This is a genomic window from Pectobacterium carotovorum (assembly GCF_900129615.1).
Taxonomy (GTDB): Bacteria; Pseudomonadota; Gammaproteobacteria; order Enterobacterales; family Enterobacteriaceae; genus Pectobacterium; species Pectobacterium carotovorum.
Genome location: NZ_FQWI01000003.1, coordinates 174399 through 195486, shown reverse-complemented (window position 1 = coordinate 195486; position 21088 = coordinate 174399). Strand labels below are relative to the sequence as shown.

The window sequence follows — 21088 nt, the reverse complement described above, 5'->3', positions numbered from 1 at the left end:
CAGAATATTTTACACGGCCTCACTATCACAACGCATGACGTCGGTGCCTCGACGGCGAGCGTGAGCAAAAAGGATGAATCATGGTGGCGTTATTGAAAACCAAAGATCAAAGCAAAGAAAAAGAGGCAGACATTAAACAGCGCATCCTGCGTGAAGCCATCACGATCTTCGCCTGCAAAGGCAGTGAGCTAACGACGATTCGCGAAATAACGGAAGCCACCAACGTAAATGTGGCATCGGTGAATTATTACTTTGGCTCGAAAGAAGGATTACTGCGTGCCGTGCTGGACAACGTTCTCGGTCCGTTAAATGACGAAAGAACGCGTCTGCTGGATGAGGTGGAAAAGGCCAATCAGGGTGATGAACTGCCTGTTGCCGCGCTGCTGGATGCGCTATTGCGCCCGCTGGTTAAAACAGCTCGCACGCCCGACGGCGGACGTATTGTCGTTCGCCTGTTACAGCATCTGCGGGCGACACCGGGTTTGGAGGTAACCGCCCTGCTTTCGGCCCAGTTCGATCACGTCGCTCACCGTTTTATCGATGCCTTTTCCCGTGCGCTGCCGGAGTTATCGCGCGCGGAGGTTATCTGGCGTTATGAATTTGCCCGTGGTGCCGCCATGCACGTGTTAACCGACGCCGATCCGCGTTCTGGCCGTCTGGCGTTGCTTTCCAAAGGGCTGTGTGACAACCGCGATGACGATCGCGTGCTGTCGCATCTATTACGTTTTGTCGAGGCGGGTTTTACCGCCAAACCACTGACTGAGACATCACTTCAGTCCTGATTTTTAGTTATTCGCAACACGTTTACATTGACAGGAAACAGACATGAGCAGAGAAAAAATTGAAGGGTCATTCGTTGCCCTCATTACGCCTTTTAATGACGATGGCAGCGTGGATTTCGGCGCATTTGAGGCGTTATTAAAATTCCAGGAAGACAACGGCACCGCGGCCGTTTTGATTATGGGCTCAACAGGGGAAGTGTCCATGCTGTCCCCAGATGAGAGAAAGGCGATCATCCGCCGAACCGCGCAATACAGCACCAGCAAAATGAAGCTGTTCTACGGCTGTACCGGTAACAATACCGATACCACCATTGACTATGTTCGCTATGCACATGACAACGGCGCAGACGGTGCCATTATCGCCGCCCCCGCCTATATCTGTGCCAGCGAGAGCGATATCGAAAGCTACTTTCTGGAAATTGCCGACGCGACCGATTTGCCGTTGGGGATTTATAACAACCCGCCGCGCGTAAAAACGGACCTGCACTGGACATCGCTGCTGCGTATTTTCCAACACCCGAACTACGTTATTCATAAAGAATCCACCACCCGCGTGGGTCAGGTGGCACAAGTGCTGGCAGGCAACCCCGATGTGTCGGTGATGTGCTGCGACTCCCCCAATCTGGGTCTGGTGGTGCCAACGATGTCGTTGGGAGGACATGGAACGGCCAACATGACCGGCAATATTGCCCCAGCAGAACTGGCTGAAATTTCTCGTCCGTGGAAAAACGGTGAGGATGCAGAGCGCTTCCGTAAGGCGTACCAGCATTTGCTGCCTCTGCTGCATTACACCTACTCGGCAATCAATCCCGTGGCGGTGAAATCATTAATGAAGGCGGTGGGTTTACCGGCTGGCAGCCTGCGCCGTCCGCTGCGGGGTTTACAGGGCGAAGCGTTGGATTCAGGTATTCGTATCGTGAATGAATTAGGGCTGAGCAGCAAATACGGCTTTAACAGCTGATTCTGTTCTGTTGCGTGGAGAGCAAGCGTTTCATCTCAGAAGTGGCTCATCTTTACACCACTTCTGAGATTTCAAACGAAAGAGATGACTACTGTGGATTGTTGACTAACAGCGATCCTGAAGCATTCGTCGGGCTGCTTTGCGCGTTCCTCAAAACCCAGACCCGGCCATAGTGGTTATAGAAGCCAGCCGAGTGACCCGCATCCGGCCCAATGCCCTGATACATATCGAAGTGCTGGCCTTTAATCGCCCCGCCGACATCCAGCGCAATCATCAGGCGCATTTCATACTTGCCAGTGAATTTACCTACGTTATCCAGCAGCGGCACTTCCATTAACAGAGCCGTACCTGCCGGGATCAGCGAACGGTCAGAAGCAACAGAGGCTTTCGCCACCAGCGGCACGGCGCTAGCCCCTTTGACGGGCGCAGACATCATTGGCTTAAAGAACACAAAGGAAGGATTCTGCTCAAACAGTTCACGCACTTCATATTCGGAATGCTGCTCCGCCCATTTGCGGATCGCCTGCATCGACATATCTTCACGCGCAACTTCACCACGATCGATCAGCACCTTACCAATACTGCGGTAGGCATGGCCGTTTTTGCCAGCGTAACCAAAGAACGTCAGCGGGCGTCCATCGCCAAAATCAATATAGGCGCTGCCCTGCACTTCCATCATGAAGTTATCGACTAGTGAATTGGTCCAGGCGAGAACCAGTCGCTCATCCAGCGCACCTGAATAAATGCCGGCACGATCTGGCAGTCGGCGGTTATTTTTGCCCTTTGACGGCATGGCATATAAAGGATGGCGGAATTCACCCTGACGAGTGTGGCGCGCCTGCAATACCGGCGTGTAATAACCGGTGAACTGCACGTTACCAAAGTTATCGACGCCTTCCATCTGCCAGGCGTTCAGACCAAACTTGCTCAGCTCGCGGGTATCCGCACCTGACATCATCCAGTTTTCAATCGCCTGAAAGGTCGTATTATTGCGCGAATACAGATTAGGTGACGCCGACCGGATTTCAGAAACCTGAGTCATAAAATCCCGTGCGTTGACCGGTTTTCCTTTGGCATTAGGTTCATTCACCAATTCCAGAGGCTGGTTGAGGTGACCATCTTTATATTGCTGCCCGCGATCGGTTGGCCTGGATTGGCACCCCGCCAGAATGGCAATGACCACTGCGGTCAGCACGTATTTTCCCCACCGTCCCTTCATCTTTGCGCTCGCTTTTTACATCAAAAAATTTACCGTCGAACGATAACAAACGGCTATCGAGAAAGGAATGGGACAGCATATAAATCCACGGATCAAGTGTGTTCCGTTCGGCGCACGGCGCAACAAAAGTCAGGGGATTCTGCTTATCGCCATATTACGGTCACAAAACAACCTATCAGGTGGTAAATCAATCACCTGACAACCCAATGCCGCGCTTTTTATAGAAATAGGTTGCATCAATGCTCATGGAGAGTATAGTGCGCATCCACGGACGCGGGGTGGAGCAGCCTGGTAGCTCGTCGGGCTCATAACCCGAAGGTCGTCGGTTCAAATCCGGCCCCCGCAACCAATTGATGTGAGTCGTCCATCAAGAGAAGTAAAAGCAGTAAAGAGAGTCAAGAGTAAAAGTTAGTGCGGACGCGGGGTGGAGCAGCCTGGTAGCTCGTCGGGCTCATAACCCGAAGGTCGTCGGTTCGAATCCGGCCCCCGCAACCAATTGATGTGAGTCGTCCATCAAGAGAAGTAAAGATAAGTCATACGGACGCGGGGTGGAGCAGCCTGGTAGCTCGTCGGGCTCATAACCCGAAGGTCGTCGGTTCAAATCCGGCCCCCGCAACCAACTAAGACTATGTCTAATTAAGAACCAAGCGACAAAGCACCTTAACGGGTGCTTTTTTGTTTTCTGCGTCATCTATTTTCCATGCCGTTCCTACACCACGCCCCAGACCTATTTATTCCCTCTGAACCGCGCCAGCAAGACGCGGTCATCGTGCTACATCAACTACCGTTCTGCCTGACTGGCAAAGTAGGCTTTAATTCCTGCAAAAATGGATTCCGCAATTTGCTGCTGGAAATGGCTGGTGCGCAGCTTACGCTCTTCTTCCAGGTTGCTGATAAATGCCGTCTCAACCAGAACAGACGGAATATCCGGCGCTTTCAGTACCGCAAATCCGGCCTGATCGACGCTGTTTTTATGCAGACGATTCACCCTACCCAGCCGGGTCAGGATCTCTTTACCAAACTTCAGGCTGTCGCTGATGGTCACGGTCTGCACCAGATCGAACATGGTGTGATCCAGATAGCGATCGCCGCTCATGCTCACGCCACCGATCAAATCCGATTCGTTCTGGGTCTCTGCCAGAAATCTGGCAGCGGTACTGGTTGCCCCTTTCTTCGACAGCGCAAAAACCGACGACCCTCTTGCCGATCGATTGGTAAACGCATCCGCATGAATCGAAATGAACAGATCGGCACGCTGCTTGCGCGCTTTCGCCACCCGCACGCGCAGCGGAATGAATACATCTTCATTGCGCGTCATATACGCTTTCATGTTGGATTCATTATCGATCAGCTTGCGCAAACGGCGGGCGATTTGCAGCACGATATCTTTCTCGCGCGTTTTATTCTTGCCAATCGCACCGGGATCTTCACCGCCGTGACCAGGGTCGAGCATGATAATCAGCGGACGATCCCGCCCAGCCTTCCCGGCTTTCGGCGCTTCTGCTGGCAGCGTACGTTCCAGATCGCCTTTGTTGTAATCCTCCAGCAGCGCCAGCAGCGGATCGTCTTCGTTGTCGTAGCGCCCTGCGGCAGGATACAAATCTAGCACCAGCCGATGCTTGAATTCGGCCACTGGCCCCAGCGTAAAGACCTTGGTCGTCGCCTGCTGCTTGAGTTCCAACACCAAGCGCACCGTAGTTTTATCAAACTGTCCGATACGCGCTTCTTTAATCAGCGGATCGTTATCTGACGTAAACTGGCTGGCTATCTCCTTCAGCACGCTGTTCAGATGAACATTTTCGATATCCACCACGATGCGTTCAGGATTACTCAGACTAAACTGTTTATATTTCAGCGGGTGATTGGATTCCAGCGTGACGCGGGTATAGGCGGAGGACGGCCAGACGCGCACGGCAACGACCTGTGTCATCGCAGCTATCCCTACACCACTTACGCTTAACAGCCAGGTTGCTGCTGCGGTTTGTAATAGACGCCGTCGAGTCAAATGATGATTCGAATGAGACATGCCACTCCGATCTGATTGCTGTGCGCTATCCTGCGCTGTTGTGTTGCCAATGCACTGGATAGGTCATTAAAAAATGAATAAAGGTAAAAATTGTCAAAAACTTTAACGAATCTGTTCCACGCTGTCATGCAAAAATCATGTGCAGCCCTTATAACAGGCGGATATCATAAATTTGAAGCATTAACCCTCTCTTTTATGGTTAATACTTCCTCTTGCCTTTTACGTCATAAAGAATAAAAATACAGAAATTACGAATAAAAATGCAAAGAGGGCTCGCAGTGAAGGAACGGAGTACAGAACTGGTTCAGGGCTTCCGCCATTCAGTTCCCTATATCAATGCCCACCGTGGCAAAACGTTTGTCATCATGTTAGGTGGCGAAGCCATTGAACATGCCAACTTCTCTAGCATCGTAAATGATATCGGGCTGTTACACAGTCTGGGGATCAAGCTGGTGGTGGTTTATGGCGCTCGTCCCCAGATCGACGCCAACCTGACAACGCATCACTACGAGCCTCACTACCATAAAAACACCCGCATCACCGACAGCGCCACGCTGGAGCTGGTCAAGCAGGCGGCGGGAATGCTGCAGTTGGACATCACCGCTCGGCTGTCGATGAGCCTGAACAACACACCGCTGCAAGGTGCCCACATTAATGTCGTCAGCGGTAACTTTATTATCGCGCAGCCGCTTGGCGTTGATGACGGTGTGGACTACTGCCACAGCGGCCGTATCCGCCGAATTGATGAAGAAGCCGTTCACCGCCAGCTGAATAGCGGTGCGATTGTGCTGCTCGGTCCGGTTGCCGTGTCAGTCACGGGTGAAAGTTTCAATTTAACCTCGGAAGAGGTCGCGACCCAGCTCGCCATTAAGCTGAAAGCGGAGAAGATGATCGGCTTCTGCTCCTCACAGGGCGTGACCAATGAAGAAGGCAACATCATTTCCGAGCTGTTCCCTGATGATGCACAGCAGCGTATTGATGCACTGGAACAGGCTGGCGATTACCATTCGGGTACAGTCCGATTCCTGCGCGGCGCGGTCAAGGCCTGCCGTAGCGGCGTGCGCCGTAGCCATCTGATCAGCTATCAGGACGACGGCGCGCTGTTGCAGGAACTGTTCTCACGTGACGGCATCGGTACGCAGATCGTGATGGAAAGCGCCGAGCAGGTTCGTCGTGCGACCATCAATGACATTGGCGGTATTCTGGAGCTAATTCGCCCGCTGGAAGAGCAAGGCATTCTGGTCAGACGCTCGCGCGAGCAGTTGGAAATGGAGATCGACAAATTCACTGTCGTGGTACGCGATAACCTGACTATCGCCTGCGCTGCGCTTTATCCGTTCCCGGAAGAGAGCATTGGTGAAATGGCCTGCGTCGCAGTTCACCCGGATTACCGCAGCTCATCACGCGGCGATATGCTGTTACTGCGCGTTGCCGCTCAGGCACGTCAACAAGGTCTGCAAAAGCTGTTTGTACTGACGACGCACAGCATCCACTGGTTCCAGGAACGCGGCTTTTTACCCGCCGAAGTGGAAATGCTGCCGAAGAAAAAGCAGGCGCTGTACAACTACCAGCGTCGCTCGAAGATTCTGGTGCTAGACCTCTGAGTTATTCCACTCAATAACGCTTCTCGTGGCCGACCGTAAAGTCGGCCACGATCTTTCATCCGCTTATGGCTGCTTGCCAAACTCACAACTTAATGTTGTCCACTTCCTTGCCTGTTCGCTCAGCGTAAATCCTAGCCCCAGACGATCGGATACCCACATGCGCCCATCGCGCAGCTCTAGCTGCTCGTTGAACAACGGATTCAGCCACTCGAAGTGTTCCAGCCAGGGCTCAATCGGATAGGCCGCAGCCAGATGCAAATGCACTTCCATCGCAAAATGCGGTGCCAGTTTACGACCGTGCTTTGCGGCCAAGTCCATAATTTTCAGGAAAGGCGAAATCCCGCCCACGCGCGGTGCATCCGGCTGGACAAAATCACTGGCGTTCCCGAGTATCAGCTGTTCATGTTCGCGGAAACTGGTCAGCATCTCGCCAGTGGCAATCGGCGTATCCAGTGCGGCCGTCAGCGCCGCGTGACCTTCCACATCGTAGGCGTCCAGCGGTTCTTCAATCCAGATCAGGTTAAAGGCTTCCATCTTTCTGCCCATCCGAATCGCCGTTTCGCGATCCCACTGCTGATTGGCATCCACCATCAGCGGGAAATCATCTCCCAGCGCTTCGCGTACTGCCGTGAGACGACGGATATCCTCTGCCGTATTCGGCTGCCCGACTTTCAGTTTGATCCCGCCGATACCACTTTCACGGGAGATCACAACATTTTTTAATACCTGATCCAATGGCGTATGCAGGAAGCCGCCGGAGGTGTTGTAGCACTGTACGGAATCACGGTGTGAGCCCAGCAGCTTAGACAGGGGCAGACCTGCACGCTTGGCTTTCATATCCCACAGTGCAATATCGAGCGGAGAAATCGCCTGCACCGCCATTCCACTGCGGCCAACCGACGCGCCAGCCCACAACAGCTTGGTATAGATCTTATCGATATCGTTCGGATCTTCGCCCAGCAGGTTATCGGCAATCTCTTTCGCATGGGCATAAATGCCCTGTCCACCCGCCCGCTTGGAGTAGCTGAATCCCACTCCTTCAAACCCATCACGACTGCGGATTTCCGCAAAAATAATGGCGACTTCAGTCAGCGGCTTCTGCCTTCCGGTCAGTACTTTCGCATCGCTAACCGGCGTTGCCAGCGGCAAAAACGCCAGAGAGAGTTTTACCCATTCAATTCGATCGCCCGACTCGGCAGCCGTTCTGACGTTCGTGACTTTTGCATAGCTAACCGCCGCTGAATTTGCACTAATGCTCATGTCTCACCTCGTAAAATGATTGCGCTAACATTCATAAACAGAAGGAAGATAGCGATAAATGAAGAAAAAACATGCAACACAGATCACACAATAATCATTAACACGATAAAATCGTTCATCGAGAGACAGAATTAATGATTGCGCAATCACCACAAAAAGTAAGAGGATACAGCGGAAATGCAGCCTAACCAGCTCTGGGACCAGCCGGAAAAAACGAGACAATTCGGCAGGTTGTAGAAACACAGGCGACTGGTAAACCGATGTGCCATCAACGATAATCCAGCGACATGTAAATGTGCGCGCAGCCTCAGAAGGGAACCCGTGATTGAAACGCGATAAAAACGCCAGCAGCATGCCGCCGCGCGCTCCCACGCTTGAAGATGTCGCGCGTGCCGCAGGCATTTCGCCCATGACCGTCAGCCGCGCGTTGAACAATCCGAAGATTGTTCGTGCGGAAACCGTGAATAAGGTGATGGAAGCGGTCCGCGCCACGGGCTATATCCCCAATATGTTAGCAGGCGGGCTCGCCTCCCGACGCAGCAAGCTGATTGCCGTCGTTGTGCCGCAAATCAATAACAATATGTTCGTTGATACCGTTCAGGCGATCAGCGATGAGCTAGCCGCACGCGGTTACCACATGCTGCTGTGCGTCGCTGGCTATACCAATAAATCCGAGGCAGAGATTGTCACCACCCTGCTTTCTCGTCGCCCAGACGGTATCGTCCTCACCGGTATCCACCATACGCCCGAACTCAAACGTCTCCTGCTCAACGCCACGATCCCCGTCGTCGAAATCTGGGATCTCACCCCGACGCCGCTCGATATGCTGGTCGGTTTTTCCCATGAAAGCATCGGGAACGCCATCGGACACTATTTGCTGGGTAAAGGACATTTGCGCTTTGGCCTGGTCTGGACCGAAGACGCACGTGCCGGGCTGCGCAAGAAAGGCATTTACGACGTCATACAAAAACAGCCGGGACATTACGTGCGTGAAGCCCTCGCCCCGTGGCCTGCGACGCTGGCGTTAGGGCGGCAAGGGCTGATCGAACTTCTCGCCGATGGCGACGTTTTTGATGCCATCATTTGCAGTTCCGATACGCTGGCGCAAGGTGTGATGATTGAAGCTGCCGCCAGAGGATTAGCGGTGCCGAAGCAACTGGCCGTGATGGGATTTGGCGATCTCGATTTCGCCGCCCACAGCACACCAACGATTACGACGATCAGGATCGATCGCTGGAAGATCGGCACCGACGCAGCGGCCATGCTGGCAGAAAAGATTGAGGGGAAAAGCGTGCCCTCCCCCATCATGGATATCGGTTTTTCGCTGATTGAGCGTGAGTCCGCCTGACGTTATCCCTCATCAAGGACGCATCATTAGTGCACTAATTCTCTCTTCCAAGCCGCTATAGCGCTGCGTTGGCGTTTTCACCGCCCGGCAGAGAATGCGGACATCGGTATAGAGCGACAAACGCTGGCGCGCACGCGTGATAGCGGTATACACCAGTTCCCGCGTCAACACCGGTAAATAGTGGTTCGGCAGCACCAGCGCCGTATGATCGAACTCCGATCCCTGCGATTTATGCACCGTCATCGCATAGGCTGTGTCATGCGGCGGCAGACGGCTTGGCGTAACGTCTTTGGTTTCGCCATTCGGCAAGGGGAAAAATACGCGCAGCTCCCCGCTTTCCCCTATCATGGCAATGCCGATATCACCATTGAACAGACCCAATGCGGCATCGTTACGTTCAATCATGACCGGTCGGCCGGGATACCAGCGGTTAAGCGGATTACGGCTGCGCTGAATCAGTCCTGCCTGATGCAAAGCCTGCTCGATGCGCTGATTAAGCCCTGCTACGCCAAACGGCCCTTCACGCAACGCGCACAGTTGGCGATAACGCTGGAAAGCAAGCAGCACGGCATCCGGCGTTGCGCCCGCCGCAACAAGCTGTAGATAATCACGATACCCTTCGACACACTGTGCCAGCATGGCCTGATACTCTTCAGCCTCGGTTAACGGGCTACACGTGATGTCGGCAAACTCACCGTTCAGCACGGCACGCACGCGAGCATCATCACCGCCGTTAACCGCCAGCGCCAGTTGTCCAATACCAGAATGCGGATCGAAACGGTAGCTCCGGCGTAACAGACAAATACTGTCACCGACCGTCGACTGCCCTTCAGGGCCGCTGTCATCCAGCGTACAGCACGTCAGGCGTTGCAGTTGCTGCGCCCGCGCACGGCTATAGCCAGCTTCGGCAAAACGACAGATGTCACCTAACACCGCCCCCGCCTCGACGGACGCCAGTTGATCGCGGTCGCCCAGAAAGATAATTCTGGCGTGTGGCGGAAGCGCGGCAATCACATTCGCCATCATCGGCAGATCGACCATCGACGCCTCATCCACAATCAGCACATCCAAATGCAGCGGGTTGTCCTGATGGTGACGCAGGCGCTGGCTGTCCGTCACCGCCCCCAAAAGGCGATGCAGCGTTGTCGCTTCGTGCGGAAACGCTTCCCGCAACCGAGGATCCACCGCCAGACGGTGCAGGGCCTGCCCCAGCGACTCCGTGAGCCGCGCAGCCGCTTTCCCGGTCGGCGCAGCCAGTTGAATACGTAACGCGTCTCCCGTATTCAGCTCAATCAGCGCCGCTAACAACTTAGCCACCGTCGTGGTTTTCCCCGTTCCCGGCCCGCCAGAAATAACCGCAATGCGGCGCGTCAACGCGACAGCCGCGGCCACCTTCTGCCAGTTAATCTCTTCGTCCGTGTCAGGAAACAACCGATCCAAAACCGCCCGAATTGCAGGTTCATCAACGGGGATCGTATCGCGCTCGCTGGCGATAAACCGCGCCACGCGGCCTTCACTCTGCCAGCTGCGCTGTAAATACAGCTTTTCTCCTTGCAACACCAGCGGCGTCGGCTGGCTGCCGTCGCTGACAGCATCGGACGCCAGTAAGCGCTGCTGCCATGCGGCAACCGTGTTTAGTCCTGTCCCCGCAAGCAACTGTTGCGCCAATTCAGGCTCACGGCCGTCAAACAGCGTCTGCGCCTGCAAGTTCTCCAGCGGTAAACACACATGCCCCGCCCCCGAGTGCGCACTCAGGCAGGCGGCAGCCAACAGCAGATCGGGCTGCGTCTCATCCGCCAGCATTCTGGCGAACTGAACATCCAGCGGGCGCAGCAACCGCCGCGCCAGTGCTGTTTCAAGTAACGCAATCATGAGGGAATTCCTGTATCAGCATCGTCAGGCGTCTTTCCCTTAAAGAGCGCATCCAGCCCAAAAACAAATTCAGCAGAGGGACGACAAGCAAAGATGCCATTGCCGGGATGCGACGCTTCAACGCCGCGTAAAAACAGATAAAACACCCCGCCAAAATGGCGCTCATAGTCATAATCCGCAATGCGATGACGTAGATAGCGGTGCAAAGCCAGCGTGTAGAGCTGGTATTGCAAGTCGTAGCGGTGTTCGGCCATCGACTGCATCATGGTCGTTTGGGTGTACGCGCTGGCATCAGGGCCAAGCCAGTTGGACTTATAGTCCAACAGGTAATAGCGCCCTTCCCAGCGGAACACCAGATCGATAAACCCTTTCAGCATGCCTTTAACCTGCTGAAAAGAGAGCGCCGGACAGCGCGCGGATAGCGGATCGTGATGCTTTGCCAACCGATCGAGTTGCGCCGCCTGTATTGGTGCATCAATCGGTATATAGAACTGTAATTCGGCCTGCTTATCGGCGTTATCCAGCGCTGACAGCATAATCCCTTGCTCGTTAAGCGACGTATGCAACAGCGTATCCATCCACGTCTTCAATACTGGATGCCAGTGCGCTTCAAATCCCTGTAGCTGCAACTGCTCGGCCAGCCAGTCATCCTCAACGGGCTGAGTGAAATCCAGCGTTTCAAACAGGCTATGCAAAAACGTTCCCGGACTCGCGCCACGTGGAAACGTATGCGGTGTCAGTTGGGTTTCATCCGCTTCCTGACGCTCGCCTATCGCTTCGATATCCAGACGCGGCACCAGATCCTGTGCGCTTGCAGAACCATGTTGCTGAAGCCCCGAATAGCTGGTTACTCGCCAGCCGTCGCGCAGTTGGCGTTCAATGTGGCGAGCCCGCAGCTCGGCCAGCTCCGGTCTATCCGGCTGCCAGCGCTGTTCTTCCGTTGCCTGTAACGGTGTTAATGCGACACCGTCGCCAACCATGCCTTCCAGCTCGCTGACTAACGTGGCAGCCTCGGCTTCTTTACCCCGTTGGAGTAAATAGCCCAGCGCGCTCTGGTGCATATCGCTGCTGCCGTCTTTCTTACGCGACCGCTGAACCGGCGCGACGCCCACGCTACAGTGGTAGATAGAACGGGTCAGCGCGACATACAGCAAACGTAAATCTTCCGCCAACCGCTCTTCTTCCGCCAGCGTCTGACTTTCTTCATTATTTTGCAGATCCAACACGGCCTGATAGCTCTCGCGGTCGTGATAAACGCCCTGATCCTGCACGCGGAAGTTACTGATGAAAGGCAGCCACACCAGCGGGTATTCCAGCCCTTTCGATTTGTGGATCGTCACGATCTGCACCAAGTGACGATCGCTTTCCAGACGTAACTGCTGATTCTCTGCCTGCGGATTAGGTTGGACAATCTGCTGTGATAGCCAGCGCACCAGCGCATGTTCGCTATCAAGCGTTGCCGAGGCATCCTGCAATAATTCACCGATATGCAGAATATCGGTAATCCGGCGTTCGCCCTCCGCACTCGCCAACAGGTTCTCCGCCAGCTGATGTTGACTCATCAACGCCCGCAGCATCGGCAGCACGCCACGCTGGCGCCACAAAACACGGTAGCCCGCAAATTCATCCACCAGCGTATCCCATGCGGCTTCGCTTTGCCCTAAGGCATCAACCTGTTCGGCATCCAGTCCCATCAGGGCCGTCGCCATGGCGCTGCGTAACGTGCGCTCTTGCTCGGGTGCCAGTACCGCCTGCAACAGCCACAACATATCGCTGGCTTCCGGCGTACTGAATACGCTGTCTCGATTGGATAGATACACAGAGGGAATGGACAAACGGCTCAGCGCATCACGAATTAGCGAGGCTTCACGTCGGCTACGCACCAGCACGCTCATGTCAGATGCTCTGACCAAACGGCGAGAATCGTCGGTGATCAGCCAGGCTTCGCTTCGCTGGCTGGCCGCCAGCCAGTCACGAATCTGCGCCGCACACTGGCGCGCCATCCGCTGCTGATAATCTCCTACGCCAATCGGTTCCGAACCCGTTAGCCAGAATTGCAGCGCAGGCTGCGGCTGCCCCGCGACCTCAAACACCAAACCGCGCTTAGATTCAGCCGGCTGGACTGGCAGAAAAGGGATGTTTTGGAAAATAAAAGGATTTTCCAGACGTTCAAACAAGCGGTTAACGCCGCGTACCATCTGGTGCGACGAGCGCCAGTTCGTGCCCAGCGTATAGTGTGCGACCACTTCTCCGCGTGCGTGCATATAGGTAAAAATATCCGCACCGCGAAATGCATAAATAGCCTGCTTAGGGTCACCGATCAACAGCAGCCCACACTGCGCCTGCCCGACGTACAGCGTTCGGAAAATACGGTACTGTTGGGGGTCGGTATCCTGAAACTCATCGATCATCGCCACCGGATAGCGTTCGCGAATGGCGCTGGCAAGCTGTTCCCCACCCGGCTGTTGCAACGCAACATCCAGACGGCTCAGCAGATCGTCAAATCCCAGTTCTGCACGCTGCCGTTTTTCCTCACGCACTGAATCCCGGATCGCTGACAGCGCGCGGACAATGACTAAATCATGCAGCGACAGCGGCGCTTCAAGCAGCCGTTCAGTCTCCTCAAAAAGGGAATGAACAGGCGGCTCGCCTTTCTTCGTTTTCTCGATTAGCGTTTGCTGGGTAAATCTCACCAGATCTTTCGGCAGTTGATAATCCAGCGTCGGCTGCTCTGCCCACAGCGTAACTTTCTGTAGCCAGTTGGGAAGATGCTTACTGCTGTAGCTGCGTTTATCGACACCAGAAGCGCTAATCAACGCTTCCAGATCCGCTGCTGACGCCAGCCAGCGTTGTTTGTATGCGTCGATCGTCGCCACGATATTCTCATGTCGACTCACCAGCGTTTCATCTTCTTGTGGCGGCAAGCGGAACGCAGGCGCTTCACCGTGTAGATAAGGAGCCAGATCGGCCAGCAGGTTTTCCGGCCCTTTCCACTCCAGACCGACAATCCGCGCCACCTCTACCGGCAGCGGATAGCAATAACGACGCCAGAAATCAGCACAGGCCTGACGGCGCAGCGGCTGTTCATCTTCTATCAGCACCTGTTCGAAAAGCACGCCGGATTCAAACGCATTGGTACTGAGCATACGCTGGCAGAAGCCGTGGATCGTGTAGATCGCCGCTTCATCCATTTGTCGTTCGGCCGCCAGCAAGACATCCGCCGCATCGCGGTGGTCCGAAATCTCCGCCAGCAGTTGCCCTAGCGAAGTATCTTTAGGCTTCTCCGCCTCTTCACCCTGTGCGCTTTTACGCAGGCAGGCGATGCGCAAAGCGTGGATTCTGGCACGAATACGTTCCCGCAGTTCTTCGGTCGCAGCCTCCGTAAAGGTCACAACCAGAATTTCCTCGACCAGCAGCGGACGTGGATACGCGGCTTGCTTGCCCAGCCCTAGCAACAGGCGCAGGTAAAGCGCAGCCAGCGTATAGGTTTTCCCCGTTCCGGCCGACGCCTCAATCAACCGCTCCCCCAAGAGCGGCAACGTCATGACGTCTAATGATTGCGGCGCGGCATTTTTCATTCTGCAGAAACCTTACCGGCAGCTTCCGATGCTGCTGGCGCAGGGATCATCGTGGGCGCTTTCTCACGCGGTAACGTTTTCTGCAATGAAGACGCATCCGCGTAGGTATGCCATCCTTTCGGTGCGGCATAGTCGGCTTTACCATGATGGCTACCGGAAACCTGCGACAGAATAGCCAGGCCTTCAGGCTTCAGCGCCTTCTGGAAGAAATCTGCCAGTTGCGCCACCGTCAGCGGTTTGATTTGTTCGAGCAGTTTCTCGCGCGAATCAAAAGCGAAGTTTTCCTGATCCAGATCGCGACGCAGTCGGCTGGCCTCTTCGCCTAAGGTTTGCGGGCGCTGGCTCAGTTCATTCATCACGCCCTGCTTATACTGCGTGAACTCTTCTTCACTCATCTCACGCAGTCGTTTTTGCGCTTTCAGGTAAAAATCTTCATAACGCTGATACAGATAAGCAGGCTGTTTGCTGTTGCTTTGCAGCAGGAAGGCGATACCCATCTGTCGACCAACCGTCGTAGGGAAGGCAAACACCGCGTAACCCAGTTGCTCTTCCGTTCTCAGTTGGCTATAGAACCAAGGCTGAACGATCTGCCCCAGCACAGAGCTATACGCCATGCTTTCCGTTTCCGAATAACCCGTCGGTACATACACCGCCGCTAACGCAGAATCCGTGCTGCTTCCCGGACGTTGCAGATTAGCAAGCTGCGGCTTACTGACTTTGACATCATCGCTGCGCGACAGATTGTCGCCACTGGCCTTCAGATGCGTTTTCAGCGTGTTCGCCAGCTCGGTGACTTTCTCTGGTGCCAGATTGCCGACAACCAGCATTTCCGGCGTGGCTTTTTGCAGCAAGTCTTTGCGGTAGTTAACCACATCCTGTAAACGGATATCCTTCAGCAGGTTACGACGTTCTGCGCGCTCAAAGTAAGGCAATTGCGATATCGCCTGAACCGGCTGTAACGCCTGTTCAAAGGCTTTTGATTTCTCTACCGCATCCAACTGCTGTATGTACCAGGATTTCGCCTGCTCCAGCTGTGCTTCCGTCGAGGTAAAGGAGGCGTAGCCATCCGCCAACGTCAGCAGCAACCGTGGCAAATGTTGGGTATAGCCATTTGCGCTAATCACCAGACCATCATTGCTGCGGGTGGAGAAACTGATGCCACCGATCGAAGCCTGATAGCTGAGTTCATCCAGCGCCAGACCTGCCAGATAATCGTTTAACGCAAACAGCACCTGATTACGGGCGGTACTGCGCGCTTCCTGATTACGCAGGAACAGCGTGATTTCCGCTTTCGGTTCATCAGCGAAGTAGTGGCTTGGCATATAAAGCACGCGCAGCCCTGGCTGATTCAGCAGGAGCGTCGGTTTAGTCATCGCCTTATCGGCTTTGATCAGGGAGAAATCATCCGGGATATAGGGATTGATCGTCGGCAACGACAGTGACATTTTCTGCCCCAGCGTTTTCCATTTTGCGAATGTTGCTGACGGGATCTTATTCATCTCGTACGGCGCATCGACAAAGTAGGCCACTTTATTATGTGGCTCATTCGGACTGATGACCCAAACGCGCGCGTTCTGCGGCGTCATCTCATCCAGTCGTGCAGCGATAGCCTTCGGATCGTAGCGATCGGCAACATACTGGGCATCCAGCGTATGTTCGACCGGCACGCGCAGCATGGTATCAACCAACCATTCGATGTAGTCCATATCACGGCTGATGGACGGATAGCGGAAATCCAGATCCAGAACATGCGCGATCTCATCAAAATAACGCTGCTGAATCCCTTCTGTGCGGATTTGTTGCAGGTAACGGAATATCGCAGCGATCACTTCATCACGCTGTGCCAGACCTTTATCGGTCAGCGAGGCTGAAATAGCGAACATGCCACCGTTACGGTCGATGATCGGCGAAGAACCTGCGCCGATAGACTCAACCAGCCCTTCCTTTTGCAACCAGTCAGAGAGCGTATTCTGGCTGCGGTTGCCGATCAGATAGCTAATGTAGGTATCCGTCTTGCTGCGAAACGCCTGGCTAATATCGCTGACGCGAAACTCAATGCGCAGCTGTTTTCTAGGCTGAGCAGGAACATAGTGAATCATTACGCCGCGCTGCTTTTCCGTCGCCACAGGAACGGTAACCGCAGGAACGCTGGCGTTGTGATTGGGAATGCGCCCGAATGTGTCGACCGCCAGTTTCGCCAGTTCAGGCAGAGGTTGATTGCTGTAAATCACCCCTTTCATCAGGTTGGCTGAGTAGTATTTCTGATAGAGCTTCACCAGCTCATCATGCAGTTTACTGCCGGGTTTATCGCTCAGGGTTTCAAGGTTGCCCCCCGAAAAACGCGCGCTCGGGTGCGCCGGGTTCAGCGTCTCTGCCCCCACCTGCGCCATGCGGTGACCGTCACGCGAACGCGCCATCGTTAATTCCGCATTGACCGCGTTACGTTCGCGATCGGCATTCACCGGGTCGAGCAGCGGCTCCGCAATTGCATCCGCCATCCGATCGACGGCGGGTCGCAGCGCATCATTTTCCACTTCCAGATAAAACGCCGTGCGGTAAGACGCCGTGCTGGCATTGTGGCTACCGCCATGCTTTTTCAAAAATTCGGACAGCGCCTCTGGCTCTGGGTAACGTTTCGATCCCATCAGCACCATGTGTTCGAGGTAATGCGCTAATCCCAGTTGATTATTGGGATCGTCCAGCGAGCCAATAGGCAGCGCCAGTGATGCCAAAGATTTGGGTGCCTGTGGATCGGAAACCAGCAGAACGGTCATTCCGTTATCCAGTTTGATCGCCTGATATTGTCGCGGATCTTTTTCGCTTTTTCGAATCGTCTGAGCCAGCGGCTGCCAGCCCGTCTCAGCCCAACTCGCCGGAAGCCAGAATGTGAATAAAAGAAACCACCCGGTAATCCAGACCCACTGTTTACGCATGCAATTCTCCAACCTCATATCCATCACTTTTCACGTTGCAGTGCGTTATCTTCTCGCACCTCGAAATCTATTCGGGCATCATCCAAAACAAGCCCATCAAGCCAGATTAAAGCGGAACGGTGGCAGTAGCCAGATTTGCGCCGCTTCAATCACCTCATTCATTCGCTTTTCATCCAACTCACGAATAATGCGTTGCAGGTAATAATCCTCACCTTCACCCCGCATTCCCATGTTGCCCTGCCAGGCTTGCAGTAACCGGGTGCGCGCTTTGTTCTGCGCGTCCTCATCCGCCCGCAGGCTATCACTTTCACGATCATAACATTCAGCCAGCCAGGCGCTCCCTGCTTTATTTAGCAATAACAGCGGCTTGCTCATTCCCTGACGATATCCATCCAGCATGACAGCCAGATGTTCTCTGGCCTGTGCTTCCGACAAGGCAGCAAAGCACCACGCCGTGTCTTCCCGCCCATACAGTCGGCTTTCACCCTGTCCGCCCGTTGCGCAGTAGGCCAGATGTTCCAACCACAGCGTAATGCCATCCTTCATAGAAAGCGTGCCCGGACGCCAGCGCAGCAAACCATCCGGCTGCACCTGATTCAGCCAGCCACTAACGCGCACGCCGTCAAGGAGGATATCCACTTCCCGACTCACCGACAGCGAAGGCGTTAATTCATCGCGTACACGCGCAGCCAACTGCGCCATCTCCTGCTGCTGTTCCTGCCAGTAAATTTCGCCGAACGCGCCATAGGGCAGTTCACCCGCGGCTCTGGCACGGCGATACAATTTTTCCGTATCGCCTTCATTAATCAAGGTATTAAGCAATTCGCTATTCAACTGATAGCGGTTAAGGCTATCAACTACAAAGGGCTCTTCATCCAACAGCTCATCGCTGTGCAGCATAAAACTCACGCCAAGCCGCAGTTGAAAAAAGGCTCGCACAGGATGACGATAAAAACGCTTCAGATCGTCCAGACTGACATCCCTATCACTCGCTCTTTCGGACAGCGCTTCACGATCGAAATCAGGCTGAGCTTCCCCTTTTTGGTTCGCCGCCGCCAGCCACTCTGCCGCAAAGCTCAACGGCTGAGGTGAAGACAGGAAGTTATTCGCATCAAAAGGCATCCGGCTATGTTCGCGACAAAGGTGTTTTACCACGCGCTCCGCGCTGCTATCGATATCCAGCGCTTCATCACCCGGCAGGACGTAACTTTGTGCAATATATTCCGTCAGTTCGCTGACCAATACGGAAGGATAGCGACGCGTATTATCCTGGATCGAGCGCCCGATATAGCTGATATAGAGTTTGTGCTGCGCCGACAGGAGCGCCTCAAGAAACAGATAGCGGTCATCATCACGTCGGCTACGATCGCCGCGCTTGATTTTCCGCCCCATCAGATCGAACCCGAGTGGCGGCAGCGTTCGAGGATAAACGCCGTCATTCATACCCAGCAAACACACGACCTTGAACGGGATAGAACGCATCGGCATCAGCGTACAAAAGTTGATCGAGCCAGCAAGGAAACGCTGGCTGAGCCGCTCCTGATCGAGACGCCGCGACAGTTCATCACGTAACCGGGAGATTGGCACCTGTTGCGGATAATGCGCCATCGTTCCCATACCAATCACGTACTGCCACTGTTTTTCCACCAATGCCAGCGCCGCTTCGGTCTCGCTGTCAGCATCAAAGAAGGTTTCGATCAGCTCTCGACATATCGGTAGCCAGTCGACAAGCACGCGCGGCTGAGACAGGCGCTGACGCCAGTGGTGGATCTGCATCAGCAGTTCGGCCAGTTGACCGGCCAGTTCAGCAATCAGGCCGCTGGACTCATCGTAAGGCAATACGCCCTGCCAGTCGCCGACCTGGCTGTCCATCGCATAGCCCAGCAGCATTCTCGTCAGACCGAAACGCCACGTATGTTGCCCCGTTGGCGGCAGCATCAGATCACGCACGTTGTCGTCATCCAATCCCCAACGCACACCCGATTCCACAACCCACAGGCGCAGACGACGTAGCCCTTCTTCCTGAATACCGAAACGCGCAGCCAGCGCGGGCACTTCAAGCAATGCCAGAACCTGTTCTGCCGTAAAACGGCTTGTCGGTAAATCCAGCAGGCTGATTACCGCCTGCAATGCGGGATGCGCATGTCGCGCACGCTGATCGGAGATGGCAAAAGGCAGATAGCGGTTATCCGGCGCATTACCAAACACCGCCTGAATAAACGGCGTATAGCTGTCGATATCCGCCATCATCACAATGACGTCGCGCGGCATCAGCTCAGGATCGTCGGCCATCATGGCCAGCAGCCGATCGTGAAGCACTTCAACCTCACGCTGCGGGCTATGGCAGGCGTGAAAATCAATCGAACGATCGTCGAGTGCCAGCAGGCGTTTTTGCATGCTGGTGTTCTGCGTTTCGTGGCTGACGGCCACCACCGCGTGGTCTTCCAGCTCAAGAATGTCGCGCTGCAAGGTTTGCAGCAAATTTTCACCATCCGACTCAACAAAGGCGTCGATTTCCTGCACGCTATCCAATTCAGCCAGTAGATAAAGGTTATCGCGCCCCAGCTTTCCCCACGATGCCAGCAGAGGATTATTAATCGACTGTTTACCGTCATCGTTGAACAACGTTTCTGCCTGTGAGGGATCGCGAAAGAGCGGACGGGTTTCATCAGTCTGCTCGCCGTCAAAGCGATGTAGGCGACGGTGGCGGGCTTTTAGCTTAGCCAGAAATTTATAATCCTGAATGTCACTCCAGTAATGGCGACAGGGATTGGTAAATAGCAGGTGCACATCAATATGCTGTGCCAGCGCGTTCAACGCCTGTAAATAGATAGGGGGTAACGCCGAAATACCGCAGATAAAAACGCGTGGCGGCAGGCCTTTCGGGCACGATTTTGCCTGCTCTAACGCAGTAATAAAACGTTGATACAGAATCGCATGGTGCCATTCGGGCTGCGCCAGTTCGCGAGTGTAGCCAACCAGCGCACGCCACAGTGCCGATTGCCACAGCTGGTTGCCACCGAGATCGTCAACCTGTTTCCCTTCTTGCCATGCCTTAATCCACTCGGGACGATAAATCAGATATTGATCGAAAAGATCCGCTACGCGTCCGGCAAGCTGATGCAGCTTGCGCTGGTTATCGTCATCCTGCAAATAGTGGTTAAGGGCCGCAAAATCAGGCTGTGCCAACAAATCGGGCAGCAAATGCATGAGCTTCCACGTCATCGCATCCTTGCTGAAAGCGCTTTCTTTTGGAATATCCGGCAGCACATGGCGACACATATTCCACAAAAAAACACCCGGCAGCGGGAATTGAATATTGGCAGCAATACCGAAGTGCCCAGCCAGTTCAATTTGCAGCCACTGCGCCATCCCCGGGCTTTGCACCAAAATCACTTCCTGCTGGAAGGGATCCGCAAGCGGCTGACGTTTTATCAGCTCAACCATCAGTCTTTTCAAGATATCTAACTGATTGGAGTGATAGATTCTAAACATTCTGGCTCCT

11 protein-coding genes and 3 tRNA genes are annotated in these 21088 nt (G+C 54.4%); 7 read left to right on the top strand and 7 right to left on the bottom strand.

Annotated features, from left to right (window positions below; translation table 11 throughout):
* Nucleotides 1-80: 80 nt before the first annotated feature.
* Entirely contained in the window at nucleotides 81-782 is a 702-nt protein-coding gene (locus tag BUB06_RS07990) for a TetR/AcrR family transcriptional regulator (protein WP_039472237.1), read from the top strand.
* A gap of 43 nt (nucleotides 783-825) precedes the next feature.
* Nucleotides 826-1743: a 4-hydroxy-tetrahydrodipicolinate synthase family protein gene (locus tag BUB06_RS07985; RefSeq protein WP_010309677.1), complete on the top strand. Its 918-nt coding sequence runs from the start codon at nucleotides 826-828 to the stop codon at nucleotides 1741-1743.
* An 88-nt stretch (nucleotides 1744-1831) separates the two neighbouring features.
* Here the strand turns inward: BUB06_RS07985 and mltA are convergent, their stop codons facing one another.
* Nucleotides 1832-2962, bottom strand: coding sequence for a murein transglycosylase A (gene mltA, locus BUB06_RS07980; RefSeq protein ID WP_010309674.1), 1131 nt, complete (start codon nucleotides 2960-2962; stop codon nucleotides 1832-1834).
* Between the two features lie 272 nt (nucleotides 2963-3234).
* Between mltA and BUB06_RS07975 the strand changes: the two genes are divergently transcribed.
* From BUB06_RS07975 to BUB06_RS07965, 3 genes are all read left to right on the top strand, one after another.
* Nucleotides 3235-3311, top strand: a tRNA-Met gene (locus BUB06_RS07975).
* 69 nt (nucleotides 3312-3380) lie between these two features.
* Nucleotides 3381-3457 (top strand) — tRNA-Met (locus tag BUB06_RS07970).
* A gap of 47 nt (nucleotides 3458-3504) precedes the next feature.
* Nucleotides 3505-3581, top strand: a tRNA-Met gene (locus BUB06_RS07965).
* A 162-nt stretch (nucleotides 3582-3743) separates the two neighbouring features.
* Here the strand turns inward: BUB06_RS07965 and amiC are convergent.
* A complete protein-coding gene (gene amiC / locus BUB06_RS07960) occupies nucleotides 3744-4988 on the bottom strand; it encodes an N-acetylmuramoyl-L-alanine amidase AmiC (protein WP_039472234.1) in 1245 nt (414 codons plus the stop codon).
* Nucleotides 4989-5248: 260 nt separating this feature from the next.
* Between amiC and argA the strand changes: the two genes are divergently transcribed.
* A complete protein-coding gene (argA, locus tag BUB06_RS07955; RefSeq protein ID WP_169743505.1) occupies nucleotides 5249-6592 on the top strand; it encodes an amino-acid N-acetyltransferase in 1344 nt (447 codons plus the stop codon).
* Between the two features lie 63 nt (nucleotides 6593-6655).
* Here argA and BUB06_RS07950 read toward each other — a convergent pair whose 3' ends face one another.
* Entirely contained in the window at nucleotides 6656-7852 is a 1197-nt protein-coding gene (locus tag BUB06_RS07950) for an L-talarate/galactarate dehydratase (RefSeq protein ID WP_039472233.1), read from the bottom strand.
* Between the two features lie 325 nt (nucleotides 7853-8177).
* Here BUB06_RS07950 and BUB06_RS07940 point away from each other — a divergent pair, with 325 nt between their 5' ends.
* Nucleotides 8178-9200, top strand: a complete 1023-nt coding sequence (locus BUB06_RS07940; protein ID WP_039472229.1) for a LacI family DNA-binding transcriptional regulator — start codon at nucleotides 8178-8180, stop codon at nucleotides 9198-9200.
* Nucleotides 9201-9212: 12 nt separating this feature from the next.
* Here BUB06_RS07940 and recD read toward each other — a convergent pair whose 3' ends face one another.
* The 4 genes from recD to recC all read right to left on the bottom strand — a co-directional run bounded on the left by recD (nucleotide 9213) and on the right by recC (nucleotide 21078).
* A complete protein-coding gene (gene recD, locus BUB06_RS07935; protein ID WP_039472227.1) occupies nucleotides 9213-11072 on the bottom strand; it encodes an exodeoxyribonuclease V subunit alpha in 1860 nt (619 codons plus the stop codon).
* Entirely contained in the window at nucleotides 11069-14650 is a 3582-nt protein-coding gene (recB, locus tag BUB06_RS07930) for an exodeoxyribonuclease V subunit beta (RefSeq protein WP_039472225.1), read from the bottom strand. Before recB ends, recD begins: the two co-directional genes overlap by 4 nt.
* The gene (ptrA, locus tag BUB06_RS07925; RefSeq protein ID WP_039472224.1) at nucleotides 14647-17583 is read right to left on the bottom strand and encodes a pitrilysin; all 2937 of its coding nucleotides are present in this window, start codon (nucleotides 17581-17583) and stop codon (nucleotides 14647-14649) included. The genes recB and ptrA overlap by 4 nt, the downstream gene beginning before the upstream one ends.
* 96 nt (nucleotides 17584-17679) lie before the next feature.
* On the bottom strand, nucleotides 17680-21078 hold the full coding sequence (recC, locus tag BUB06_RS07920; RefSeq protein WP_039472222.1) for an exodeoxyribonuclease V subunit gamma: 3399 nt from the start codon (nucleotides 21076-21078) through the stop codon (nucleotides 17680-17682).
* Nucleotides 21079-21088 lie beyond the last annotated feature (10 nt).